This is a genomic window from Lysinibacillus sp. A1 (genome assembly GCF_000801965.1).
GTDB classification, from domain to species: Bacteria; Bacillota; Bacilli; order Bacillales_A; family Planococcaceae; genus Lysinibacillus; species Lysinibacillus fusiformis.
This window is the reverse complement of sequence record NZ_JSZM01000002.1, coordinates 1-24,527: the sequence shown is the minus strand read 5'-3', so window position 1 is coordinate 24,527 and position 24,527 is coordinate 1. Positions and strand designations below refer to the sequence as shown.

22 protein-coding genes and 1 other annotated feature are annotated in these 24,527 nt (G+C 37.6%); of the genes, 7 read left to right on the top strand and 15 right to left on the bottom strand.

Annotated features, from left to right (window positions below; genetic code table 11):
- Nucleotides 1–159 precede the first annotated feature (159 nt).
- From yhaM to PI85_RS01600, 3 genes are read right to left on the bottom strand one after another with little or no spacing between them, the layout of a single operon-like run.
- Nucleotides 160–1,095: a 3'-5' exoribonuclease YhaM gene (gene yhaM, locus PI85_RS01610; protein ID WP_036120342.1), complete on the bottom strand. Its 936-nt coding sequence runs from the start codon at nucleotides 1,093–1,095 to the stop codon at nucleotides 160–162.
- Nucleotides 1,092–3,980: an AAA family ATPase gene (locus PI85_RS01605; RefSeq protein ID WP_036120345.1), complete on the bottom strand. Its 2,889-nt coding sequence runs from the start codon at nucleotides 3,978–3,980 to the stop codon at nucleotides 1,092–1,094. The genes yhaM and PI85_RS01605 overlap by 4 nt, the downstream gene beginning before the upstream one ends.
- 5 nt (nucleotides 3,981–3,985) lie before the next feature.
- The gene (locus PI85_RS01600) at nucleotides 3,986–5,200 is read right to left on the bottom strand and encodes a DNA repair exonuclease (protein WP_036120347.1); all 1,215 of its coding nucleotides are present in this window, start codon (nucleotides 5,198–5,200) and stop codon (nucleotides 3,986–3,988) included.
- 266 nt (nucleotides 5,201–5,466) lie between these two features.
- On the opposite strand from PI85_RS01600, the gene PI85_RS01595 reads away from it, so the two are divergent.
- The gene (locus PI85_RS01595; RefSeq protein ID WP_036120351.1) at nucleotides 5,467–5,652 is read left to right on the top strand and encodes a YhzD family protein; all 186 of its coding nucleotides are present in this window, start codon (nucleotides 5,467–5,469) and stop codon (nucleotides 5,650–5,652) included.
- 46 nt (nucleotides 5,653–5,698) lie between these two features.
- On the opposite strand, the gene PI85_RS01590 is transcribed toward PI85_RS01595, so the two are convergent.
- The gene (locus PI85_RS01590; RefSeq protein ID WP_036120354.1) at nucleotides 5,699–6,481 is read right to left on the bottom strand and encodes an enoyl-CoA hydratase; all 783 of its coding nucleotides are present in this window, start codon (nucleotides 6,479–6,481) and stop codon (nucleotides 5,699–5,701) included.
- A 139-nt stretch (nucleotides 6,482–6,620) separates the two neighbouring features.
- Here PI85_RS01590 and PI85_RS01585 point away from each other — a divergent pair, with 139 nt between their 5' ends.
- Nucleotides 6,621–7,592 carry a rhodanese-related sulfurtransferase gene (locus PI85_RS01585; protein ID WP_036120357.1) on the top strand — a complete coding sequence of 324 codons (972 nt, stop codon included), beginning with the start codon at nucleotides 6,621–6,623 and terminating at the stop codon, nucleotides 7,590–7,592.
- A gap of 68 nt (nucleotides 7,593–7,660) precedes the next feature.
- Here the strand turns inward: PI85_RS01585 and PI85_RS01580 are convergent, their stop codons facing one another.
- Nucleotides 7,661–9,310: an FAD-binding dehydrogenase gene (locus PI85_RS01580; RefSeq protein WP_036120360.1), complete on the bottom strand. Its 1,650-nt coding sequence runs from the start codon at nucleotides 9,308–9,310 to the stop codon at nucleotides 7,661–7,663.
- A 403-nt stretch (nucleotides 9,311–9,713) separates the two neighbouring features.
- Nucleotides 9,714–9,953: a binding site (T-box leader), on the top strand.
- Nucleotides 9,954–10,112: 159 nt separating this feature from the next.
- Between PI85_RS01580 and serA the strand changes: the two genes are divergently transcribed.
- Nucleotides 10,113–11,720, top strand: coding sequence for a phosphoglycerate dehydrogenase (serA, locus tag PI85_RS01575; protein WP_036120363.1), 1,608 nt, complete (start codon nucleotides 10,113–10,115; stop codon nucleotides 11,718–11,720).
- 170 nt (nucleotides 11,721–11,890) lie between these two features.
- Here the strand turns inward: serA and PI85_RS01570 are convergent, their stop codons facing one another.
- The 5 genes from PI85_RS01570 to PI85_RS01550 all read right to left on the bottom strand — a co-directional run bounded on the left by PI85_RS01570 (nucleotide 11,891) and on the right by PI85_RS01550 (nucleotide 16,834).
- A complete protein-coding gene (locus tag PI85_RS01570; protein WP_036120366.1) occupies nucleotides 11,891–12,679 on the bottom strand; it encodes an HAD family hydrolase in 789 nt (262 codons plus the stop codon).
- A 174-nt stretch (nucleotides 12,680–12,853) separates the two neighbouring features.
- Entirely contained in the window at nucleotides 12,854–13,102 is a 249-nt protein-coding gene (locus tag PI85_RS01565) for a DUF3006 domain-containing protein (RefSeq protein ID WP_036120369.1), read from the bottom strand.
- The gene (locus tag PI85_RS01560; RefSeq protein WP_036120373.1) at nucleotides 13,089–14,276 is read right to left on the bottom strand and encodes an MBL fold metallo-hydrolase; all 1,188 of its coding nucleotides are present in this window, start codon (nucleotides 14,274–14,276) and stop codon (nucleotides 13,089–13,091) included. The genes PI85_RS01565 and PI85_RS01560 overlap by 14 nt, the downstream gene beginning before the upstream one ends.
- 71 nt (nucleotides 14,277–14,347) lie before the next feature.
- Complete coding sequence (locus PI85_RS01555) at nucleotides 14,348–15,694, bottom strand: GntP family permease (protein WP_036120375.1); 1,347 nt, start codon at nucleotides 15,692–15,694, stop codon at nucleotides 14,348–14,350.
- A complete protein-coding gene (locus tag PI85_RS01550) occupies nucleotides 15,695–16,834 on the bottom strand; it encodes a glycerate kinase (protein WP_036120376.1) in 1,140 nt (379 codons plus the stop codon).
- A gap of 164 nt (nucleotides 16,835–16,998) precedes the next feature.
- On the opposite strand from PI85_RS01550, the gene PI85_RS01545 reads away from it, so the two are divergent.
- Nucleotides 16,999–18,078: a sugar diacid recognition domain-containing protein gene (locus PI85_RS01545; protein ID WP_036120378.1), complete on the top strand. Its 1,080-nt coding sequence runs from the start codon at nucleotides 16,999–17,001 to the stop codon at nucleotides 18,076–18,078.
- 39 nt (nucleotides 18,079–18,117) lie between these two features.
- Here PI85_RS01545 and PI85_RS01540 read toward each other — a convergent pair whose 3' ends face one another.
- The gene (locus PI85_RS01540) at nucleotides 18,118–19,623 is read right to left on the bottom strand and encodes a coproporphyrinogen III oxidase (protein WP_036120380.1); all 1,506 of its coding nucleotides are present in this window, start codon (nucleotides 19,621–19,623) and stop codon (nucleotides 18,118–18,120) included.
- 176 nt (nucleotides 19,624–19,799) lie between these two features.
- Here PI85_RS01540 and PI85_RS01535 point away from each other — a divergent pair, with 176 nt between their 5' ends.
- A complete protein-coding gene (locus tag PI85_RS01535; RefSeq protein WP_036120383.1) occupies nucleotides 19,800–20,165 on the top strand; it encodes a hypothetical protein in 366 nt (121 codons plus the stop codon).
- Nucleotides 20,166–20,204: 39 nt separating this feature from the next.
- Here PI85_RS01535 and PI85_RS01530 read toward each other — a convergent pair whose 3' ends face one another.
- The 4 genes from PI85_RS01530 to PI85_RS01515 form a co-directional block, all read right to left on the bottom strand.
- Nucleotides 20,205–21,113, bottom strand: a complete 909-nt coding sequence (locus PI85_RS01530; protein ID WP_036120386.1) for a copper amine oxidase N-terminal domain-containing protein — start codon at nucleotides 21,111–21,113, stop codon at nucleotides 20,205–20,207.
- Nucleotides 21,114–21,232: 119 nt separating this feature from the next.
- The gene (locus PI85_RS01525; RefSeq protein ID WP_036120388.1) at nucleotides 21,233–21,895 is read right to left on the bottom strand and encodes a ribonuclease H family protein; all 663 of its coding nucleotides are present in this window, start codon (nucleotides 21,893–21,895) and stop codon (nucleotides 21,233–21,235) included.
- Nucleotides 21,896–22,025: 130 nt separating this feature from the next.
- Nucleotides 22,026–22,373, bottom strand: a complete 348-nt coding sequence (locus tag PI85_RS01520; RefSeq protein WP_008173388.1) for a YlbF family regulator — start codon at nucleotides 22,371–22,373, stop codon at nucleotides 22,026–22,028.
- A 16-nt stretch (nucleotides 22,374–22,389) separates the two neighbouring features.
- Entirely contained in the window at nucleotides 22,390–23,532 is a 1,143-nt protein-coding gene (locus tag PI85_RS01515; protein WP_036120391.1) for a DUF445 domain-containing protein, read from the bottom strand.
- 189 nt (nucleotides 23,533–23,721) lie between these two features.
- Here PI85_RS01515 and PI85_RS01510 point away from each other — a divergent pair, with 189 nt between their 5' ends.
- Nucleotides 23,722–23,925 carry a YheE family protein gene (locus PI85_RS01510; RefSeq protein WP_036120394.1) on the top strand — a complete coding sequence of 68 codons (204 nt, stop codon included), beginning with the start codon at nucleotides 23,722–23,724 and terminating at the stop codon, nucleotides 23,923–23,925.
- Between the two features lie 171 nt (nucleotides 23,926–24,096).
- Nucleotides 24,097–24,513 (top strand): hypothetical protein, encoded by a 417-nt coding sequence (locus tag PI85_RS01505; RefSeq protein WP_036120397.1) that lies wholly within the window; start codon nucleotides 24,097–24,099, stop codon nucleotides 24,511–24,513.
- Nucleotides 24,514–24,527 lie beyond the last annotated feature (14 nt).

The window sequence follows — 24,527 nt, the reverse complement described above, 5'->3', positions numbered from 1 at the left end:
TTTCCCCATTCCTATAAATTCTTCCTCTATTCTAAAATAAATACAGTATTGGTACAATGGATAGGTACTGAAATTCCACAGTATATAATTAGACTTATATAAAAGTTCGCCCACACAGTTATTTAGAAATAAAAATTTCACAAATAATGTGTTGTATGATTAAAATGTTGGCTTATAAAACGATCGGTTATCCAGAGGGAATAGTCGCTCTGTAAATTCACCAGGTGCCGTTTTACCTAAGGCTCTAGTCAGCATATTCATCTTAGCATCGATGTTATCAATATAATGTAAAATTTCTGCTTCTTGAACCATCGGCTTTTTAGGACTACCCCACTCTTCCTTACCGTGGTGAGATAATACCATATGCTGTAAAAGCATCACTTCTTCACCTTCAATTTCTAGCTCACTAGCAATCTTAGCAATTTCATTCACCATTATCGTAATATGTCCTAACAGGTTGCCCTCCACTGTATATGTCGTGGCAACTGGTCCTGACAGCTCCACAACTTTTCCAATATCGTGCAAAATAATACCCGCATATAACAGGTCTCGATTAAGAGTCGGATATAAATCAGCAATGGCTTTACCTAGTTTTAACATGGACACCATATGATCTAATAGGCCAGAAGCATAATCATGATGATTTTTAGTTGCCGCTGGAAAAACTAATATGGCATCCTGATGTTTTTTAATGGCTGCTCTCGTCATACGTGAAATATTTGGATTTTTAATATCAAAGAAAAATTGATTCAACTCTTCAAATAGTTGTTCCTTCGGTGTTGCAGAGGAGGGTACTAAATCATGAATGGCAATTCCTTCTTCTGGCTTTGCCACACGAATGGCTTTGATGCGCAATTGATTTTTCCCTCTGTAGTCGTGAATTTCTCCACCGACACGTACAATGGCTTCAGCATGATACATCTTTTCATGATCCTCATTTGTATCCCAAAGCTTTGCCTCAATATCTCCACTTTTATCTTGTAATATAAGCGACATAAATGGCTTCCCAACAGTAGTAACTCCTTTTGTCGCTTGTTTAATTAATAAAAATTGATCAACTGCTTCTCCAACCTGGAGCGTTGTAATTCCTTTCATGTTGACGCCACTCCCCTTTCATTTGCTAGTGCTCCTACATCAATAATTTGCTCTTTCGGCCAATGTTTGAGCATTTCGTCATGGCAAGTAAAATATAAAATTTGACGTTCATATCCTACTTCTTTCATTAATTGTACCATTTTGTCTGTACGGTTTCGATCAAAATGGACAAACGGATCATCCATAATAATCGGGAATGGCGCAGAGGTCATCAACGTTTGCGCAAGTGCCATACGTAATGCCATGTAGGCTTGCTCCTTTGTTGCCTGTGATAATTCAACCATTTGATAACGAATTCCTGCCACATCTTTCGCAATAAAGTAGCCCTCTTCATGAATCGTAAGTTGATCGTAGCGCCCTCCAGTAAGTAATTGGAATATCGCATTAACCTTCGATAAAACATGTGGTAATTTTTCTTCTCGAAGACGAAATAATGTTTCATGAATAGCAGTCGCCACGGCTTTTTTCGTTGCCCAATGCTCAATCAACTGCTGTAACTCCGATTTTTCCTGTTCAAACTGTTGAAGCATTTGGCCATATTTTTCGTCATTTAATAACTGTTCCTTTTCAATTTGCAAGGCAGCCCGATGTTCAAGACATCGGTCTATATCCACTTGCAAAGAAGTTTGCTCCTGCTCTAAAACACGCATATTCTCTACAACAGAGTCCTCTATTAACTCATCGTATTCAGATAAATTCAACGAGGCTAGTTGAGCCTGAATCGTTTGAAGCTCTGTCGTAATCTTTCTCTGCTGCTCAAATTGCTCATATCTCTCATAATAATCTCGTTCGTTTTGCACCTGTGCTTCGTTCAATAGCTGCGTCATATCAGCGGTATAACGATCTATTCGTGTTTGTCCACTTTGTAGTTTAATCTTGATGTCAGTTAGCTGCGCTTGTGCTTGCTGTACTTGCTGTTGCTGTTGCTGCGCTTCCAGGTAGGCTGTGCGCAAATACATATATATTTCATGTTCATTATAAATTTCATTTAGTACTTGTTGAAGCTGTTCATAAAGGTGGTTCTTTTCATCCTGAATTTCTTGCAAAAGGCTAATGGACCCGTCCCTTTTAACCGCCAGTTCTTGCACATTTCGTATGCGCATAAATAATTCTGGCATTAACGTTCTAGCGATCGTACCTTGTAAGCGATAGCGTTTTAAAAAATGCTGCAATGACTGCGTAGTTTCTTCACTCTCTAACTCTGCTTGCTGAATTTTATATTCCAATTGGGCATACTGCTGCTCCTTCTCGCTTTGCTGGTCATTGACATGTAACCAGCGATCTTCCAATCTTTGTTTTTTTAGGCGTATAGTTTGTACAATCATTTCATCTTGCTCTAATTGTCGTAAGAGGTGACTATTTTCTTTATTGGGCGCCTCTGTGGCTTGTCTAACAACCTTCATCAACAATATTGTTATGATTATCAAAACTACACCAATAATGGCCACCGCCACATTTTTTTGAATAACCCCATAAACAAATGACAATAAACCAATCAATAAAATCATCCAAGAAAAATAATTAGGCTGCCTTTGTTTAGTCCGTTGTGATTTGGCAGCACGCAATTGCTCAAGCCTCCGCTTTTGTTGAGGCCACTGTGCTAAAATATGTTCTTCTTCCTTTGTTAATGACTCCTGCTTTAGCCTTTGCTTTTGTTGCGTTATGGCGTCTAATTCTTGATGGATTTGCTCTAGCGAACGTAAATGAAACTTTAGCTCATCCTCCGCCTCCTCCAGCTTTTTTAATTGCTGTTGAAATTGCTGTTCCTGCTGTAAGGATACTGTTTCTCCAAGGAGAATGTTCTGTGCCTCTTTTTCTTGCACACCTAATAAACGAAACTGCGTATCAATATCTTGCTCCAGCATAAAGAGATCATCTCGTAAGTTTTTCTCCTTCACGATCAACTGATGCCATGTTGCCTCCTTTTGCATAAGGCGGCCCATTTCAATTACGGTTTGCTCATTCACAGTAGCTAGCACTTTGTCCTGTAGCAATTGATATTGTTCTTTTAATTGCAGCAACTGCTGACTTTCGTGTAAAAGACGGTCCTTTGCTTGTTCATATCGTCTTACTCCTTCTGCTGGAAATTGAACATATTGATCATCCCCTAATGCTTGCTGCAACATCTGTTGTTGCTTGATAAGAGGCAAGGCCTGCTTTTGAACCGTTAAGTATTGCCATTGCTGTTGTTGCTTTTTTTGTGTGTCATAAAGTTTCTCTAGGTTTTGCTCAAGGAGTTGCAATTGTTGTAATTTATCCTCAAATGTTTGGATCTTACCTTGCTCGAGTCTAATCGTTCGCTCCAATTGCTTTAACTGCTCAATTTTTTGATTAATTACTGGAACTTTACCTGTTTTCTTAAATAACTCGTTCGCCTCTTTATCCATTTTTTTCTCAAGAGCAGACAGGTGCTGGATACCTGTTGTACCAGAGGAGAGGAGAAGATGTGTTAATTCCTCCTCTGACATTTTTTCAATGCCTTGAAGCTCATGCAATGAAAAGGAAAAAATAGATTCAAAGGATGCTCTAGAATAGCCATATAAAAGCTTAGCTAACAGCTCCTCCTGTCCCGTTGTACCATCTTCAAGATAAACAGTAACATCACCTGCAGCCTTGCCTTTCACACGCTCAATAATGCATGAACCATAAATAGGGTGTAATAGTGTCAGTTGACCACCAAACTTCGTCGATACTTTTGGTTCATATTTGCGCTGTGTCTGCTGCCTTGTTGGAAAGCCAAAAAGCATCTGTAAAACAAATTGCTGAATCGTTGTTTTTCCTGCCTCATTTAATCCATAAAAAATTGTAACGCCTTCATTTAAGGGAATTGTCAGGTTTTCATGCTTACCAAAGCCATAAATTTGTAGTTTTTTGATTGTTAGCATGTGCATCACGCCCTTTGAATTTCTTCCGCCAATAGTGACTGTGCGTTGTGCGTTAAATTCTTTATATCCTTTTCAGATAAAGGCTCGATCAGCCTAGCGCCACCAGCATACTGGTATAAGTCTTTTAGTATATCCTTCCAGTCAGTACTATCCCATTGCTCCATTAAACTTACGACTGATTGCGTAGCAGCAGAATATTCACCTTGAATCGAAGGTTTTTGTAACACCATTTTTTGTACCCAGCACATTGGCTCAATCCCTTCTTCTGCCTCTCGTATGGTCTCCAGCCATGCGTCCACCGTCGCATGCTCAAACAAGGCCTCTGTTTGCTCATCAATATTTTTTAAATAAAGCTCCACTACCGCCGCTCCCAATGAAGTTCTATTGACAGCAATTGCTTCCTCGCATCTTTTAAGTAATTCATTAGCATGGACGATATTCGTACAATCCACCTCTATCGTGTTATAAACAATGGCGGAGGTAGGAATAAAATCAAGTTCACGTGCTGTTTGCGATAAAGTTACATCATAGCAACCTTTAATTCCTTGTTCTTTACGATGACGGCTTTGAATATTGCCTGGATAAACGATTGGAGGATTTTCATGTAAGAGCTGTCGTTTATGAATATGCCCCAACGCCCAATAATGATAATTCCTTTCAAGTAGCTGCTGTTTTGTAAATGGAGCATATAAGGCGTGTGAAGTATCGCTAGCCTCACTGCCATGTAACATGCCAATATGAATTGCATGAGAGTCTTGAGCGATTGGATAAGTATCAATAACCGACTCCTTTAAGTGGCGTTCACTATAGCTGAAGCCGTATATACAAACTTCCTGACCACGGATTTTCAACTGGACAACACTCGTCTCAGCCGGTAATTCATAGACATTGCTTGGTAAAGAAAAACGTGTCCAGGTTCCTTTTAAATGATCGTGGTTACCATAGCTAATAATTACAGGAATATTGTGTTGAAAAAGTTTCTCCATTGCCTCTTGAAATTTCCTTTGGGCTTGTAAACTGCGATTTTCACCATCGTAAATATCTCCGACTATTAATAAAAAGTCGGGCTGCTCCTGAATGGCCTTTTGAATAATTTTTTCAAAAGCATCAAACGTACTTGTTCGAATCTCCTTCAAAATGTGTTCAGGTAAGCCAAATAAACCCTTAAATGGACTATCTAAATGTAAATCTGCCATATGGAAAAAACGAATTGCTGACATCCAATCACCCCAACTATAGATAATTCCCACCTCAGTTAGTTACTACAAACTACCAACCAAAGCAGTCATATGATTACAAAACCGAATATTTGTTCTATTTTATCATACTTCCCTATTTATGAAAAATGGTAATGCTTAAAAAAAAGTGTCGACTTACTTTTTCCACAATTTTCGTAATTTATCAAATAGTTTACTAGTTTTACCGTGAAGTTTATAAATCTTCTATGTATAATAGATATATATTTAAATAAAAGGGTGGGGTTTGTATGGAGAATTACCGTTTCACAGCTTTCGAAAAAACAGGGGAAACATTGTTTGATGAAACATGGACATTTGAAAATGATGATGCTGCTAAATTAAATGGCCAACAACAAATTGAAGAAAAAGGTGTTGCCAACAAAACTCATCGTCTTGTAAACGCTTCAGGTAAATTAATTTTATTCCATGTTTAATAATTGAGAAAAGGCATGTAGGATATCTACATGCCTTTTCTTATTTTTATTTCCCTACAAAGACAGGTGTTCTTTTCTCTACAAAGGCATGAATTCCTTCTAAATGATCTGTCGATTTACGCATAGTTGATTGACCTTCCGCTTCCATTGCAAGGATATTTTCGAGCTGTGCTAAATTTTGAGCGTGTAAAATTTTTTTTGTTGTAATCATAGAAGAAATAGGTGAGGCAAGCATTTTACCAACAAGCTGATCTGCCATTGCAAAGACAGTACCATCTGGGGCTATATAGTCGATTAATCCTGCATCTAATGCTTCTTGTGCTGTAAGGACCTTACCTTCCCAAATCATTTGTTTCGCTTTCACCGTACCGACACGTTCCTTCATAAAGAAGTGACCACCTCCATCTGGAATGAGTCCTATGCCTATGAAATTCATAGCTAGCTTACTCTTTTCACATGCCACAACAATATCTGCCCCTAGTGTTAAACTAAAGCCAAGTCCTGCCGATGCACCATGAACTGCCGCAATGACGATCATTGGTAGCTGATAATAGGCCTTAACGATGCGTGTCAGATATACCATCGCTTCATCAATATTTAAAGGCTTATTTGAATCAAGCATCGCCTTAATATCGCCTCCAGCAGAAAAAACCTTCCCTTCTCCACGAATAACAAGTACTTGTATATCTTTTTCCTGTTGCAAAGCCTCAAAGCATTCAGCGAGTTCTCGCATCATAACGTCATCCATCGCATTCATCGCCTGAGGACGGTTCAAAGTTAACGTTGCACGACGATCTAACATTTCTAAAGTAATCGTTGAAAATTCCATCTCCATTACCCCCAAATATGAATAGTCATTCACTATGTACTATTCGTGTTATTTTATAAAACTCCTTCTCCGCTAAACAAATTCACTTTGGTTATGCTATATTAAAGGACGAATATTGTTATAAAGGTGGTTACACATTTTGACGCATAAAGACTATCGTATATTACTTTATTATAAATATGTTACGATTGAAGACCCTATAGCATTTGCTGAAGAGCATTTAGCTTTATGTCAAGACCTCGGACTTCTTGGCCGCATTTTAGTTGGTAATGAAGGAATTAACGGAACTGTTTCAGGGACTATTGAACAAACAGACGCTTACATGAATCATATGAAGGAAGATCCTCGATTTAGCGATATTATGTGGAAAATTGACGAAGCTGATGGGCATGCTTTCAAAAAAATGCACGTTCGCCCTCGCCGCGAGATCGTTCACTTAGGTTTAGAAAATGATATTAATCCTTTAGAACTAACAGGGGAATATTTATCTCCTAAGGAATTTATGGAACAAATGCAAGAAGAAAATACGATCATTATCGATGCACGGAATGACTATGAATTCGACCTTGGTCATTTTAGAGGCGCTATTCGACCGGATATTGAAAATTTCCGTGACTTACCAGCATGGATGGAAACACATAAAGAAGAATTTGTAGATAAAAAGATTTTGACTTACTGCACAGGTGGAATTCGTTGTGAAAAATTTTCTGGTTGGTTAAAACGTGAGGGCTACGGAAAAAGTGTTGGTCAATTACATGGTGGAATTGCCACATACGCAAAAGATTCCGAGGTAAAAGGTCAACTCTGGGATGGGCAAATGTTTGTTTTTGATCGTCGTCGCAGTGTGCCAATCAATCAAGTGGAGCATGTCGTTATCGGAAAAGATTATTTCACAGGTGAGCCTTCCGAACGTTATACGAACTGTGCAAACCCCGAATGCCATAAATTAATGCTATGTGAAGAAAAGCATGAAGACTTTTATATGCGTAGCTGTTCTGATGAATGTCGTCGTGCCAAACGTAACTTCTTCGTTGAGGAGCATGGCTGGACAGTAAATCAAATCGAAGACCAAATCGCTAAAATCTTAGATGTCCAAAACGCAAATTCATAATAGACACCACTCTATTACTTGGCGGCAAAAAGAGCATCGTTTATGACGATGCTCTTTTTGTACTGGCATTAAACTTCTGCTAAAAAGCGTCCTACCTGCCTACCACTAAATATACAGCCACCAACAAACGTTCCTTCTAAAGCGCGGTAGCCATGAACACCACCGCCTCCGAAGCCACTTACTTCCCCAGCAGCAAATAGTCCTGGAATAGGCTGACCATCCATCCCTAACACTGCCCCATTTAAGTTTGTTTGTAAGCCACCTAAGGTTTTTCTTGTTAAAATATTTAATCGTACCGCAATTAAAGGCCAATTTTTAGTGTCTAAAATTTTATGTGGCTTAGCAACACGTACTAGCTTATCCCCAATATAATTTCTAGCACCGTGAATGGCGTTCACCTGTAAATCTTTTGTAAACTTATTATCCATTTCTCGATCCCTTGCTAAAATTTGTTCTTTAATTTTCATAAAATCGAGTAAATCATTGCCTGCTAGTTTATTCATTCCATCTACTAGTTCTCTTAAATCATTTGCAATCACAAAATCCTCACCATGATTTTTAAAGGCTTGGATTGGAGCAGGTGGTCCGGGCATGATCCTTTTTAAAACATCACCAATGCTTTTGTTTGTTAAATCAGGATTTTGTTCCGAGCCAGATAGAGCAAATTCTTTTTCAATAATTTTTTCTGTTAAAATAAACCAAGAATAGTCATAGCCTGTTTTTTGAATGGTTTCTAGTGTACTGAGTGTATCGAATCCAGGGAAATTAGGCGCATGAAATCGGTTACCTTCTGCATCAAACCATAAGGAGGAGGGGCCTGGCAATATTCGTATTCCATGATTAGGCCAAATCGGATCCCAATTTTTTAATCCTTCTGTGTAATGCCACATACGATCACGATTCACAATACGTCCCCCTGCATGCTCTGTAATTTCCAGCATTCTTCCGTCTACATATGCAGGAACACCACATACCATATTCTTAGGAGGAGTCCCTAATCGTTCAGGCCAATTTTTTCTCACTAAATCGAAATTCGCCCCGATACCCCCACTTGCCACAATAACGGCTGCAGCCTCATACGAAAATTCTCCGACTCCTAATCTTGAGCTTTTTTCCCCTCGACTGATAAAGGTTTCTGCTAGTACTGTTCCACTTATCCCCATAATCCTGCCGTCTTGCTGAATAAATTCATCTACACGATGTCGTGGTTTAAATTCAATATAGCCATCTTTTATGGCCTTTTTGACTTTATCCACAAATGGCTTAACAATGCCTGGACCTGTTCCCCATACAATATGAAACCTCGGCACAGAATTTCCGTGTCCACCAGCTAGAGAACCACCCCGTTCTGCCCAGCCAACAACAGGAAAAAATTTAATCCCCTTCGACTTCAACCAATCATATTTTTCACCCGCAGCAAAATCGACATAGGCCCTCGCCCATTTATATGCCAAGGAATCCTCATCTTCTAAACGATCAAAGCCTGCTGTCCCTAACCAGTCCTGCCATGCCAGCTCCTTACTATCCTTAATGCCGAGCCTTCTTTGTTCAGGAGAATTTACTAAAAATATGCCACCAAAAGACCAAAATGCCTGTCCCCCTAATGAATTTTCAGGCTCTTGATCTACTAAAAGTATTTTTTTCTTTGCATCGACTAACTCGCAGGCTGCCACTAAGCCTGCCAGTCCGGCACCAACTATTGCAACATCGTATTTCATTACTACACCCCCAAATCAATCATCCTTAATTTAAATTCTTCTCTCATAGTCTATTTACCTTCTAAAACTCAAAGTTTTGTCTAAAATGTGACAAGGCAAAATGTTCGTTTTCTTTCATGAAACAAACTAGTTCTAACATAGAACAATTAATTAATCCCATTTAATTGCCATATAATATTTTCGCTATAAACTTCATGGAACCTTGATACAATCAGTCTTTTTAAATATCGTTAACGCTTTCATTGTACACTCCTAAAAGACGAACATTAATAAAATATAATACTAAAAATGTTCGTATATTAGTATTTTTCAGACTTTTGAAGTCAATTTTTTTTTAGTTTTTTAGAAATATCATTGACAAAGGTGAACAATAGGGATTATGATGTTAACAAATTTAATCATAAAAAATATAACGACGGAGACACACTAGTCGAAAGAAAATCCAAAGAGAGCTGATGGTTGGTGCAAATCAGTGATTTCTACGATAATAGTTCCACTCCTGAATAGTTAAGCTGAACCATTTAAGTAAGCTTATCCGTCTCATGCACGTTACGCATATTGCTAAGACTGCAAGAATAAGTTTTTCTAGCAGTGATTAAGGGTGGTACCGCGAACCAAGTTTATGTAGCCTTTCGCCCCTTACAACACAATAACTGTGTTTGTAAGGCGTGAAAGGCTTTTTATATTGCTTTCGATTCGGAAAGGAGATTGTTTGCATGCTGTAAGATGTTAGAATTTTACAAATTCCAGACTATCGTAGATAAAACCACTATTAACATTTATTAAAAAGGAGCTAATAATAATGATTACTGCCACAAAAACAATTAACGTATTTATCGCTGACCCACTAAGTGAGGATGGGATTTTCCCATTACGCCAGGAACAAGATTTAGATTTAAACATTATCGTAGACACTGGCCTAGCACCAGAAGAATTAATCGCTAAAATTGCAGATGTAGACGTGTTACTTGTTCGTTCACAAACTACTGTGACACGTGAAGTAATTGAAGCGGCAAAAAGCTTAAAATTAATTGGTCGTGCTGGTGTAGGTGTCGATAATATTGACCTTGCTGCTGCCACTGAGCATGGTATTATCGTTGTCAATGCTCCAGATGGTAACACAAACTCAGCTGCTGAGCATACAATCGCCATGATGACATCACTTGCACGTCACATTCCACAAGCTTTTAATACATTAAAAAATGGGAAATGGGACCGTAAATCTTATGTTGGAGTAGAGCTAAAAAACAAAACTTTAGGTGTTGTAGGCTTTGGCCGAATCGGTGTTGAAGTTGCTTACCGTGCAAAAGGTCAACGTATGAATGTGATGGCATATGATCCTTTCCTAACGGATGAGCGTGCAAAAGAATTAGGTGTCACAAAGGCGACAGTGGAAGAAATTTGTGAAGCAGCTGATTTCATTACTGTACACACACCACTTCTTCCAGAAACACGTAATCTTATTAATAAAGAAAAGTTTGCGATGATGAAAGATGGCGTACGTATCATTAACTGTGCACGTGGCGGTATTATTAATGAGGACGATTTGTATGAGGCTATTGTAGCTGGTAAAGTAGCAGGTGCTGCACTAGATGTATTCGTATCTGAACCAGCGACAGACCATAAGCTGCTTACTTTACCTCAAGTAATCGCAACACCTCACTTAGGTGCATCTACAATTGAAGCACAAGAGTCTGTAGCTGTTGATGTATCAAATGACATTATTAAATTTTATAAAACAGGTACTGTAACAAATCCAGTGAATATGCCATCTATTCCGAAAGAGCTTCTTGCACAAGTTGAGCCTTTCTTTGAATTAGCAGAAAAGCTTGGTTCATTCTTATCACAAGTAACAACAGAGCCTGTAAAAGAAATCAACTTATCTTATGCTGGGGATGTAGCAAACTATGATGTCCGTCCATTAACTTCAAATGCATTAAAAGGTTTATTAGCTAAAAATCACGGTAATCATGTGAATGATGTCAATGCTCGCTATCTGTCTGAGCGTATTGGCATGAAAATTATCGAGCATAAAACAACAACGGCTAAAGGCTTTACAAGTTTAATTACAATTGAAATTATTACTGCAAATGAAACACATACCGTAGCTGGTACCTTATTAAATGGCTTAGGTGCACGTATCGTCAAAGTAGAGGACTATGTTGTAGACGTTATTCCACAAGGTCATCTTCTATATATTAAAAACACTGACAAACCAGGTGCCATTGGTCGTGTAGCCACTAAACTTGCAGAAAAGGAGATCAATATCGCCACTATGCAAGTTGGTCGTGCCCAAGTTGGTGGGACAGCGGTTATGATGTTAACGATAGATAATGTTGTAACAGATGAAGATTTAGCATTTGTGGCACAGCTTGAAAATATTGATGAAGTAAAAGCTATTAATTTATAATAAGCAAAACGAAAAGCAGGGAGTTTTACTCTCTGCTTTTTTGAATATTCTTTAAAGGGTAAGCTAGTGAGCATCGTGATATTGGTGATAGCTTTTCCATTCATACGCTAAAATATAAAGTATTCCAATCAAAAAAATGTACTGCATCCGTGAAGGAGCAGTACATTTCTTTAAAGTTTTTCCACTAGTTGTAATAAGTCTGTCAAAGAGACTATCTCATACGTAGGTGTCACTTCTCCATTGGCCCTATTATTTTCGCGATTAATCCATACGTTTCGCATCCCTACACGAGAGGAGCCTAAAATATCAGTATTGAGATTATCGCCAACCATAATTGCCTCATCTGCTGTAATACCTACGCTCTCCATTACATGCTCAAAAATAGAAGCGTCAGGCTTTCCTTTTCCAAAGTCTCCTGAAATAATAATATGATCAAAGTACGGAGCTATTTCTGGCGTAATTTCCAACTTTAAATTTTGCAAACTAGGTGCGCCATTAGTAAGTAAAACAAGCTTGTACTTGCCTTTCAACTCGTCTAACACAGGAAATGTATCTTCATATAGAAATGGGGAGGCTTTACGCTCAGCTACAAAGCGTTCTCCTAGTTCTGCCCCGAATTTTTCATCCTCTATACCAAGAGCAGCTAAACCTTTTGTCCATGCTGCCGCACGATAGCCTGGAACAAGTGCCTTCATTGTTTGGAAAGATTCAGTCGGGTCATCAAATGTTCCCCATAGTCCTTCGAAAGGATTAATGCCAATTAATACGGTATAGTCGTATGTTTCAAAGCCTTCGTATAACGCACGAGCCTCTTGACGAACTGCTTCCTCTAGCTCAGTAGAATTCACATTATGTATCGTAGCAGCATAGTCACATGTTTTTTCAAAAGCAGTTTTTACTGATTTTTTATCCCATAGTAATGTATCATCTAAATCAAAAATAATAGTATTTATCGCCATTTTATCCGTCCGCTCCTAGCTTCTGATTAATACTATTATTTTAGCATATTTTCAAAATATTTAGGATAACAAATTATGTCCAATTCCTCTTAAATTCCATCCGTTTACAGGGCTTTTCTGATTCAAAATAAAAACAAGCTGCGGATAACTTCCTCACAGCTTGTCATCTACTATTTATTGATGTTTATGACGTAAACGGTCCATTAAATTCTGGATATCAGCTTTTTTTTGTTCTGTTTCTTCCCTTAAAATTTCAATATGGTAAATGCCATCGATTTCTTCTATCTGTACACGATCCCCAACAACGACAGGCTTATTCATAGCTGACTGTAAAATAATAATTTGTTCTTCTTCCTCAGGATACTTTAAAAAAACAGCATAACCGTCTTCCATACGATCTAAAGTATATTTAGTCGAGCTCACTAACAAGTTCCCCTTTCTCATTCCGTAATTGCGCAGCATCTCCATCGTTTAGCCATATCTGTTTAGTGGTCCATTTTAAATAATTATCCCCTTCACGAGCATTAGCCCCGCTAGTAACATAAATGATTTTACCAGGCTGTAATGATAGATTAGGAAAATTAAAAACTTGATTTCCTTCCAGAGAAATAAGCTGCCAATTGTTTAACGAAACAGCTTGTTGACCATTATTTTTAATGCCTACAATTTCTGTTACTAAATCTTTGCTGACGACCTCAACAACTGTGGTAGGTAAAACAGTGGATGGAGTTTTTGGAGTTACCACTCTGGAAGCTTCCTTTCCATTCACCGTGTAGTTTACCCCATCCGTTGCCACGATAATCGTTCCTGATTCAGCAGTAGCATAGATGTTACTGCCCATTGCTTGCAATCGATCCACTACTTCTGCATGAGGATGCCCATATTTATTATCTTCACCATAGCTTAATATAGTGACTTCTGGCTTCACTGCACGAATGAATTCTTCTGAGCTACTTGTATTAGAGCCATGATGTCCTGCCTTCAGAATAGTGGCTGTCACATCATTTTGCATCATTTCTTTTTCTAATGCTATGCCCGCATCCCCCGTTAATAAAAAGGATACGTTGCCATAAGCTACTTTTAAAACAATCGAAGCATCATTATTATCCGTAGCATGTTCATTTGCATTTAAAACCTTCACCGTTACATCCTTATCAAATTCAATAAGGTCCCCTGTTTTCGGCACATAATAAGGTATATTTTTTTGATCAATCGCCATCAGCATTTCTTCAAAAGTTTGAGAGGTATGTACTTTGCCCGAATCATAAAATTGCTCAATAGGGATTGTCTGTAACACTGGAATGAGCCCACCTATATGGTCAGCATCGGGATGTGTTGCCACTACCTGATCAAGTTTGTTCACACCAAGTTCCCTTAAATAAGAAACTACCTGCTGTCCTGCCCCTTTCACACCACCGTCTATAAGCATTGTTTTCCCATTTGGCGATTCAATTAATATGGAATCCCCTTGTCCCACATCAATAAAATGAACTCGCATCTCATGGCCAGCCGTTACAGGTACTTGCTCTGTCTTAACTGCTTCTGTACAGCCTGCTAATAAAAAAATACAAAGGAGTACTACTATTAATTTTTTCATGTGACTAACTTCCTTTCTATCTTCCTATTATACAAAAAAGAGAGCTTACCATGGGCAGCTCTCCTTGTACTTTAAACAAATATCCACCATAAAACCATTGTAATTATAATTGTAACAATGCCTTGTAACAATGTGGCAACTGTTTGTGCCTTATAGGCTTGAGTTACTTCCATTCCACTATACTGTGTAATTACCCAGAAGAAACTGTCGTTTACATGACTAACCGTCATTGCACCAGCTCCAATGGCCATTACTACTAATGCTAACGGGACAGCTCCCTCAATGCCGAGTGTCACGAGCATTGGTGCAACTAGAGTAGACGTAATAACAAGCGCTGTCGTTGAAGATCCTTGGGCAGTTTTTAAGGCAGCAGCTACTAGAAACGGCACTAGCAGGAATAAAGTACCTGACGCAAACATCCCCAAATCCATTTCCTGTAGCATTTCTCCAACACCAGCATTTTTAATAACGGTCCCAAATGAACCGCCCGCTCCTGTAATAAGTAATATGGGAGCGGCTTCTTTTAAACTCTCTCCAATCCAACCCGTTAAGGTCGTTTCACTAATTTCAGGTAATAATAAAAAGGCAGCAGCCACCCCTAAAAATAAAGCTACCGTTGGTGAACCTAAAAACTTAAAGATCGTATTGAATGTTGATTCGGGATCCCCTACTAACGATGCTATTGAACCAAGACCAATTAAGACAATTGGAAGGACGATTGGTAAAAAGGCTTTAAATGTTGAAGGCATTTTGCCAAAGGATTTAATGACTTCCTCATAGTCTAATGCTTCTACCTCATCTTCAGGTACTCGAATTTTGGTTGCAACTTTCACGGACCACATATAGCCTACAAATGTAGCCGGTATTGCTACTAATAAACCAATGACAATAACTGTCCCTAAATAATCGGCCGCCCCAATATTTCCTGCTGCTGCGATGGGACCTGGTGTGGGTGGGACTAATACATGTGTCGCAAATAAACCCGTCGCTAAAGCTACTGCCATTGATGCAATAGTTACGTTAGCCCGTTTTGCTAATGATTTTTGCAAGCTGGATAAAATAATAAAACCCGAATCACAAAATACTGGGATGGATACGATGTAACCAATTAAAGACATCGCTAGTTGTGGACGTTTTGGGCCGACGATTCGTAAAACTACTTCTGCCATTCGATAGGCTGCGCCTGATTTCTCTAATATTAAGCCTATAATAGTTCCAGCGATAATCACTAAGCCAATGCTCGTCATTAAACCACCGAAACCAGTGTTAATACTTTCTACCACTGTTAATAATGGCATTCCTGAAGCAATTCCGACGAAGAAGGCACTCATTAATAATGCCAGAAATGGGTGTAACTTTAATTTAGCCGTGCCCAATACAACAAACAATACCCCTATTAAAATAATAATGAATAACATCTAGTCAACCCCCTTTTGTATGTAAAGCTCAAAGATTCTCTTAGTTTTTAACCGAATAAAACGAGCGGGTTCTTGCATTGCCTGCTGAGTAGTAATCTCCTCATCTACTAATGTTTCTACAACGCTAAAATACTTTTGAAGTGCAGGTTTAGCCGTACTATCAATGTCTCCCGATAATAAAGCTGCATCTATATGTGCTAGCGCTGCGGCTTTCGCAACCCCTAATGGAGCCTTACCATGTAATGTTTGGAGATCCGATTTTCCTTCTCCCGTTATTACTAACTGTGCGGCTGCTAAATGAGCCTGTAACTGGACTGCATCTATGACGATATCAATTCCTGCATGAAATGTCCCTTTTAAAAATGCGATTAACGCGCCTCCCAATCCTCCTGCCGCTCCCGCTCCTTGATAATCATGCAATCGAATAGAAAACTGTTGTTCAACGATATCTGCAAAATGCTTTAAACAGTTATCAAAATGTATGACTTGATCGTCCCGCACACCTTTTTGAGGACCAAATATAGCTGTTGCTCCTCGTTCACCAATGAATGGATTATCCACATCACAGGCAATGGTAAATATCGCTCCTGTTAATCTAGCATCCAGTCCACTTACATCGATTGCAGTTAACTTCAGTAGACTTGAAATTCCATCTTCTAAATCTGAGCCATCTTCCTTTATGAATCGCGCACCTAATGCCTTGAGCATGCCAATCCCTGCATCATTTGTGGCACTTCCACCTATACCGATAATAAATTTTCTAAAGCCTCGGTCGAGAGCCGCCTTGATTAATTGGCCAGTACCATACGTTGTAGCAAATTCAGGATTTTTTTCATTCTCTTGTAGCAGCATGATGCCAGATGCCTGAGCCATTTCAATCACACATGTTTCTTTATCACCCAAAACACCATATTGTGCTTGTATGTCTCTTCCTATTGGATCTAATACATCCACTGAAAAATATTGACCATTCGTAGAGGCAATAAGCGAATCAAGTGTCCCTTCCCCACCATCTGCAATGGGTAGAATTATAGTTTCTATTGATGGATCTGCATCCAGAATCCCTTTCTGCATGGATTTTGCTACTTCAACTGCTGACAGTGTACCCTTGAAGGAATCTGGACTAATAATGATTTTCATATAATACCTCCACTTATGTCGTCCATTGACATTTACGTAAATTTAAAATTCCTAAGTTAAGCGCTTACAAATTATTATAATGACAATAAATTCAGAAAACATTATAATAAATGTACAATTTATCTGTGCTATAACAGACTGTTTTTTATCCGAGGTGTATAAACATGTTGACCAAAAAATTAGCAGAAGATATCGTACATCAAACAATGTTACGCTTACGTCACAATATTAATGTCATTAGCCCTACTGGTGTTATTTTAGCCTCTGGGGACAAGATGAGGGTGGAGGATATTCACGAAGGTGCAGTTTATGTAGCCAAAACAAAAAATACATTGATTATTAATGAAGACAATATAGAGTTGTATCCAAATACAAAGCCTGGCATTAATATGCCTATTATGTATCAGGATGAAGTAGTAGGTGTGATTGGTATAACTGGAAATTCAGAAGACATGCTTGAAATCGCCAATCTTGTTCAATTAACGACGGAGATCATGACACATCAAGCACTCGTTGAGTCTAAAAGCGAATGGCAACGGAAGAATAATGACTACATATTCGACGCACTCGTTCATGGAAGTAAGCTGGATGCTACTTTAAATAAACGAATTCAGAAATTACCATTCTCACTAATAGCACCCTTCCAAGTTATATTAGTGAGTTTACATGAAACATCTTATTTAGAAAATACGATACCCTTCTTTTTTGAGGATTTATTTTATAGACAGCCCATTCTGGCTGGACATAGCCAATTACAGGAGTATTATATACTGCTAACCCATTGTCAAGAACAAAGCCGTCAATCTATCATAAAAGCTCTCAGAAAGAAAAAACAAAAACTACCTTCCTTACAAATTGGTATTGGTCCAGTTGTCCAGCAACTTTCACTACTTCCTTATAGCTATCAGGGAGCTAGGACAGCACTTGAATTTGCTAACGTCCATAACGAGATTACCTTTTTTGAGGATGTAGAGTTATTTTCTCTTTTTAAACATCGTGAATCAGAGGAGGTACAAGCTTTTCATCACCGAATCCTTAAAAATATCAATGCAAAACAGCTGGAAACATTACAGTCGTTTTTTGATTGTAATTTACAGTTAAAGCTTTGTGCACAGCAACTAAACATTCATCGTCACACACTTACTTATCGATTAAATAAAATAAGAGAGTTAACTGGCTATGATCCACAATATTTTGAAGATGCAGTGATTTTGCAAATGGCATGTACATTACGAACTCTATAAATAGTAAAGGCAATCTGAATCACTCAGATCGCCTTTATTTTATAGTTTATATAGCTCATCTAAAAACTCGATTTTTTTCCCAATAGCCTCTTCAAAGGTCATAATATATGCTGCAGGATCTTTTGGGTTGTGGAATTGCGTAATTTTTCCTGTTTCAGGATGAACAAATTTAGAAGATGCGCCACAACCAATCCCTAAAATTGTCTGTACCTCTTCCATGATCACAATATTATAAATACTCTCTTCACCAGCTTTACTATAGCCGACATTTTCGAGATTACCTAAAATATTTTTTTGGCGATATAAATAATAGGGAACATAGTCATTTTCCTTTGTCCAATCTTGTGCCATTTGCATCATTTCAGCGACCGTATCTCGATCCGCTACTTTATATTTATCTTTATTGCGAGTCATTTCAGATGCTCGTTTAAATGATAATGTATGGACAGTTAATGATTCAGGCTGCATCTTAGCCGATTCCACTAATGAATGCTGGAATTCCTCAATACCTTCATTGGGTAAACCAATAATGAGGTCCATATTAATATTGTTCATACCAGATTCACGTGCTAGCCAAAATTTATCAATTGTTTCTTGAACTGTATGATGACGACCAATGGCCTTTAATGTTTCATCTGTATACGATTGTGGATTTACACTAATACGATCAATTCCCCATTTTTTAAGCACTTCTAATTTTTCAGGTGTAATCGTATCTGGTCTTCCTGCTTCAACGGTAACCTCTCGAATTGTTTCAGGGTTCGGGAAGGATTCATACATCGTTTGATATAAGGCGTCCATTTCATCTGCTTCAATGGAAGTTGGTGTACCGCCCCCCCAATAAATAGAGGTGATTTTCATATTTTTGTCCTTGAGCCATTTTCCCATTTCACGTAATTCAATATGCAAGCCATCTAAAAATGTATTTACACGACCTTGCTTACGATTACTTCCGATCGCATAGGCTGGGAACGTACAATAAGCACATTTCGTTGGGCAAAATGGAATGCCGATATATACACTAATCTCTTGCCCAATTTGATCAATATCTGGAATGGTTACTAATTGTCGTTCCACTATATCTTTTAAAAGTGCTACCTTCTCCTTAGACAGGCGAAAATCTCGAATTAATAGCTCCGCAATTTCTTGATCTCCTTTTCCTTCTTTTCTAAACTTGTGATAGAGCTTAGTTGGACGGACTCCTGTTAGAATTCCCCATTGCTGATGTACCCCTGTATGCTGCTCAAGAACATCTAAGAATACATGGGATAGTGCTCGTTTCATTCGAATATTGAGCTCACGACCTGTTGCAGCTGATTCGTATTGGATGCTGTAATCATTTGTATATTGTTGTCCATCTACAGTCAAGATCGCTTTTGTAGCTATTGAAAAATTCTCTCCAACGTCGTACGTAAATGAAACCGACATATCAGCTTCCTCCGGCTCCACTCGCAGCTTGGAATCCTCAAAAAATAAATTCGCTATATGATTTAATACGCGAATCCAATCCTCAGGATATTTTTGATCTATGTGAATCATTTTCATATTGTTTCGCTCTCTTCTTTTCTTATTCCATATATATTGCAGATTTAAGTTTAACAAATTTCTATGACTTTAAGCAAAGTAACAATAAGAAACAGTTAGAAAACAGAATATTCAGTCTACATATAGACAAACTATTTTTTTGTCATTATAATTTCTTACAAAAGGTGGTGTTGATAGTGTTTCTTTTAAAAAATAGTAATCGTCCATCCATTTCGAGCTTTATTCATCAAGTAGAAGTAGCATTCCACCATTTTGACTTAGCGCGATGTGATGAAAAAACATTATATGTCACCGTATTATTTAAATATGAAACATATAATGTGATCTGTGACTTTATCTACATCATTGACCAACAAGAAATGTACGGAGCTATTTCTATCAACAAGCACTACGAGAAAGCTAGGGCATTTGTTAAACAGCACTTCCAGCAATTTTTATTGTATTCAGATGAAATGATATTAGCTAAAAATTTTATGAGTACGCTTTCTTTCAAGCAATGCCTGCAGCAATTTGCCAAAAGATATCCGTCTCTTGAAAAATAAAACTAGTATGCCACAAAAGTTGGCATACTAGTTTCAAATTTATTTCAAAAATTCTTCAATGAATTCAACAGGGACATAAGTTTTCGTGTCTTTCAACATTGGTGCCACTGACAAAGTGCGTAATGATTTGTTATAACCAAACGTTTTATCTCCACGTGTGATTGTATAAGATCCATTGCCCTTTGTTAGGATAACCGTTTTACCTTTTGATTCTACTTTAAAGCCAAGCTTTTCTGCAATGCTCCGTAATGGCACCATTGTTGTTTCTTCTACCATATAAAAATCTGTGGCGATGATTTTATTAATTTCCTCATCTACTGGATTCAAAGAACTTTCCGAATTGTCATCTAGAACAATCACTTTCGAAGGTGTTGTTTGTGCTGGAATACTCTTTGTGGATGCTGTATAAAAAACAGCTAAATGCTTCTCTGCTAAATCTTTTGACGTTACTTTTTCACCTTTTGCATTGAGCAGCTCTGTTTCTTTTCCAATATTTAATTTTAAAATATCATATGTGTTTGTTAAATCTTCAAAGAAATAATCCACTTCTACAAGCCCAACTTCTTTTGAATCTACAATGACAATCTCTGGATTGAATTGCGGTGGGTAGATATATTTTTGTGGTTTATTGGCAAAGGTATAGGCCTCTACTTTATCCCCTTCTTTAAGCTCTACTTTTTTACCCGTATTATCATACACAGGAGTATCTTTTGTAATTTCTAGTACATTTGTTTGTTCTCCGTCTTTAACAGTGTAATATGTAATGTCTTTAGCAACACGAACATCTTCAACTGTTCCATGTGTTTGATTGAAAATGTGTACTGGATCGATTTGGATTTGCGGAATTTCAACTTCATCCTTCTGCTCATTTGCCGAAGCAACAGGTATGACAATACTTCCCATTAATAATGCAGACAAAGCTGCTGGTGCTAATTTTTTCATATACATAAAATATCTCTCCTTATTGTTTGGGTTCATAGGAGTAGTAGTTTTAAAATGGAAAAAGTTTCATTACCTATAGAGAATTTTAAAAAGAGGTGTCAGTAATTACCGACACCTCTTTCAATTTATTCTTTTACGAGTTCGCTCAAACCTGTAATATCTATACCTTTTAATGCTTGTGTAGCAAGCCGGTCTGCTTCTGAATTGTCCTTGCGAGCGATTAGCTGATAGTCCGGTTGAATGGTAAGCTGTGCTAATTTGGTATCAATCTTATCTGCCCAACCTACTAGATCCTTTTCTAATGCTGCCCATTCCCCATTTAATTGATTGATAACTACTTGGGAGTCTCCTTTAATTTGGACCGGTAAATGATGGACATTTAGTAATTCTAGCTCCACTAAACCTAAATAAAGCGCAGCATACTCTGCTTCATTATTAGATTTAAGCTCGGATGAAAAAGCATTTCTTCTTAAACGATAGGGCTTACCATTTTGTTCATAGTAAATAGCACATCCAAGCCCTGCCTGCCCTGTCCCCCTATCAAAACCTCCATCGAAATAGACAATAATATTATGCGGCTCTGTATCTATTTCTTTTAAATAGGCTTTTAGCTCTTTTAATGTCCAACTTGTATCTTGACGATCCAAGCAATGAATGGACTTGACTCTTCCGGTCTTTTCCATATCCTCTGCTAGTAATAGCGCTTGCGCTGCAGGCATTTCTTCAGAACGTAAAACAGTTGTTGCTCCCTTCGGTGTTTTATAGGTCCATTCAATGAATACATGCATAGCTATAACCTCCAATACAATTGACTGGTGTATATAAAGTAAAAACGTGCTCCGGTTAGCGGATACACGTTTTCCTCTTACTTGTATATGTGCAATTTCTCAGACAATTATTCCTTACGATATAGATGATTTATTGAATATCTTCATATAGGCCTTGAATTGGCTTTATTAAAATACGATTCACTTCTTCAATGACTTTACTTAACTTCATTTCTGCCTCAAGCATAGCTGAAATCTTTTCATTTTGCTGCACAAGCTGAGATGCCTTTTGGGCATAAACAAGCTCATCCTCCAATAAATCCTCACCAGCTAATTGTTTCTTTTGTAATTCAATTTGAATTTTACGGAAGTTTTTAAAGACATTTAACGCCTCTTCATCACTCTTTACAACTTCAACCGCCGCTTGTAAAGCCTCAAACTCTGGAGTCTTACGGAAAGTTGCCTCTAGCGCATTAATGTCATTATAAATATTAACCATTTATACAATCTCCTTTTTAAATAAAGTAAACAATTAAACCTTGCACAATTCCAATCAATCCACCAAGAACTGCACCTAATACGGTAATCATTTTAAATTCACGTTTTGAAATACCTAATACTAGTTCCTCTAATTTCTCTACAGGGAAAGAGTCAACCTGCTCACGAACAACTTCTTGTAAATTTAAACGTGTAAGTACATCCTCTAGTTTTTCCTCTGCCTTGACAAAAGCTTTTTCAATCGCCTGTGGGATAACCGAATGTTTCATCCATTCATTTCCTTCAGGCCAATAATAAGAAATTGGTTGATTTAAACGTTCAGCGACAGCTAATTGCTCTTTTACATACATTTGTAATTTCGATAAAATTGGATCAAACTGCATGTCTTGTAAAAAGTCCATCGCTGGTCGATCTTTTAATTTTTCCCATTCTTGTGTAAAAATTTTTGTTAATAATGTTGACGTACCCGGAGCTTGTAAAAACTTGACAAGCTCACGTTGAACTTTTCCTACAAGGGACGATGAATCACCTAAAAACATATTGATCATACCACCAAATGATCCCTTTGATGATAAGAAATCATCAATCATTGCTTTAATTGTCATTTCACCTTCTGGTGATAAAAAGTAATTCTCGCCTTTTTCTAGTATATGATTGACTGCTACAGGAATCTTGGCATCAAGAGTATCCTGCATATCTGAAGATAGCAGTGTACGAATTGATTTTGTTGATAGTGTATTCTTCACTGATGCAAATTGTCCCTCAACAATCGCTTCAACTTTCTGCTCAATTGTAGCTGGCATATGAGCAAACCCCGCAATATTTAACCAATCTTGAATCGTTTTATCGTTTGTAAAGATGGTTTCTTCTACTTTCGTTTGCACAAACTGTTCAACCTTTTCCTGAATATCCTTCGAGAAAAATTTCTTTCTAAATGTTTCAGGAGTTAATAAATAATTTACAACGGTAAGACCTAGCTGTTTTGCTAATTCATCACGTCGTTTTGGAATAAGACCAGGTGTAAATGGAACGCGCCAGTTTTTAATATATATTGCGTTATGTGGACGAAAAAGCATTTTAATGGCTAGGTGATTGGTAACGCCTCCGATTGCTGCGCCAATAATTGCCATAAAAAGTAATGTCACGATAAAATTGTCCATTAGTATCCTCTCATTTCAGTTGAATTCACGATTGGCGTTTTTTGTCGCCTTCTGCACTTATTATAGCAGAGCAATGATTTCCAACGAAAGAAATACCCCCTTTAGATTTCAGTATAAAAGTGAATAGTTGCAAAATTACCATTATCCTTGAATAATATGAACTACATACTATAGAAATGAGGTTGGATGATGATTCAACATTTCAGTTTTAAGCCATTATTTGAAAATACTCAACTTCCAGGATGGACTGTTTCATTTTTTTATCAGCGTGTACGCTACTCTGCTGAATATTTAAAAGACGGCACTATTCAATGGACAGGACCAACACCTCCAAATGAAGAAGATGTTAAAAAAATGATTCATGAGCTAATGCTATTCCATGTGTATGATTAAAAAATATAGTAATTTTTTCGCTTAATTCCCCGATAAAAATACCTATATTTACTATATATAGCACGTCCTTTATGCTAATTATGTTGATACATGTTGAAATTCCTATATATTTCTTATACATTAGGGTTAGCAATTTAATAGTATATGTTTTTTATGCAGGGGGCCATTTCAATGAGTAAAGTCACGCTTTCAGATGACTTAAACAGTTATCATTCAAAAGCATTAATACGTGTAAAAGTAAAAGAATTTTTTTCAGAATTTTCCGCGAAAATATTCGAACTAGCTGACGAAGCTGGTAAATTAGATCACAAAAAATTTGAAACCATTTCTGGCATTAATGGCGATTTCTATAATGAATATTGTAGCCAACTTAAAGGTTTCTTTGACTCGTCTGCAAGCACTTTTGGTAAAAAATCAATTAAAACAATGTACTTTACTTATAACGGTAAAAATTACATTTTGACTCAGCAAGGTATCACAGAAAAAGCACCAATATCTATAGCACCATTTACGGATAATTTACCTTTGAAAGAATCCTTTCATGATGTAGAGAAGGCATGTTTAAAATTACGTTTCCAACAGGAATAAACTTAGAAGGAGCA

Bases quoted from the DNA above. Each gene is read 5' to 3' on its own strand.
- PI85_RS01605 (WP_036120345.1), bottom strand. From the start codon at position 3,980: ATGCTAACAATCAAAAAACTACAAATTTATGGCTTTGGTAAGCATGAA.
- PI85_RS01590 (WP_036120354.1), bottom strand. From the start codon at position 6,481: ATGGAATTTTCAACGATTACTTTAGAAATGTTAGATCGTCGTGCAACG.
- PI85_RS01505 (WP_036120397.1), top strand. From the start codon at position 24,097: ATGAGTAAAGTCACGCTTTCAGATGACTTAAACAGTTATCATTCAAAA.
- PI85_RS01595 (WP_036120351.1), top strand. From the start codon at position 5,467: ATGGAGAATTACCGTTTCACAGCTTTCGAAAAAACAGGGGAAACATTG.
- PI85_RS01525 (WP_036120388.1), bottom strand. From the start codon at position 21,895: ATGCATGTATTCATTGAATGGACCTATAAAACACCGAAGGGAGCAACA.
- yhaM (WP_036120342.1), bottom strand. From the start codon at position 1,095: ATGAAAGGAATTACAACGCTCCAGGTTGGAGAAGCAGTTGATCAATTT.
- PI85_RS01515 (WP_036120391.1), bottom strand. From the start codon at position 23,532: ATGGACAATTTTATCGTGACATTACTTTTTATGGCAATTATTGGCGCA.
- PI85_RS01550 (WP_036120376.1), bottom strand. From the start codon at position 16,834: ATGAAAATCATTATTAGTCCAGATTCCTTCAAGGGTACACTGTCAGCA.
- PI85_RS01540 (WP_036120380.1), bottom strand. From the start codon at position 19,623: ATGAAAATGATTCACATAGATCAAAAATATCCTGAGGATTGGATTCGC.
- PI85_RS01555 (WP_036120375.1), bottom strand. From the start codon at position 15,694: ATGTTATTCATTATTATTTTAATAGGGGTATTGTTTGTTGTATTGGGC.
- PI85_RS01580 (WP_036120360.1), bottom strand. From the start codon at position 9,310: ATGAAATACGATGTTGCAATAGTTGGTGCCGGACTGGCAGGCTTAGTG.
- PI85_RS01560 (WP_036120373.1), bottom strand. From the start codon at position 14,276: ATGAAAAAATTAATAGTAGTACTCCTTTGTATTTTTTTATTAGCAGGC.
- PI85_RS01510 (WP_036120394.1), top strand. From the start codon at position 23,722: ATGATTCAACATTTCAGTTTTAAGCCATTATTTGAAAATACTCAACTT.
- PI85_RS01530 (WP_036120386.1), bottom strand. From the start codon at position 21,113: ATGTATATGAAAAAATTAGCACCAGCAGCTTTGTCTGCATTATTAATG.
- PI85_RS01600 (WP_036120347.1), bottom strand. From the start codon at position 5,200: ATGTCAGCAATTCGTTTTTTCCATATGGCAGATTTACATTTAGATAGT.
- PI85_RS01520 (WP_008173388.1), bottom strand. From the start codon at position 22,373: ATGGTTAATATTTATAATGACATTAATGCGCTAGAGGCAACTTTCCGT.
- PI85_RS01545 (WP_036120378.1), top strand. From the start codon at position 16,999: ATGTTGACCAAAAAATTAGCAGAAGATATCGTACATCAAACAATGTTA.
- serA (WP_036120363.1), top strand. From the start codon at position 10,113: ATGATTACTGCCACAAAAACAATTAACGTATTTATCGCTGACCCACTA.
- PI85_RS01570 (WP_036120366.1), bottom strand. From the start codon at position 12,679: ATGGCGATAAATACTATTATTTTTGATTTAGATGATACATTACTATGG.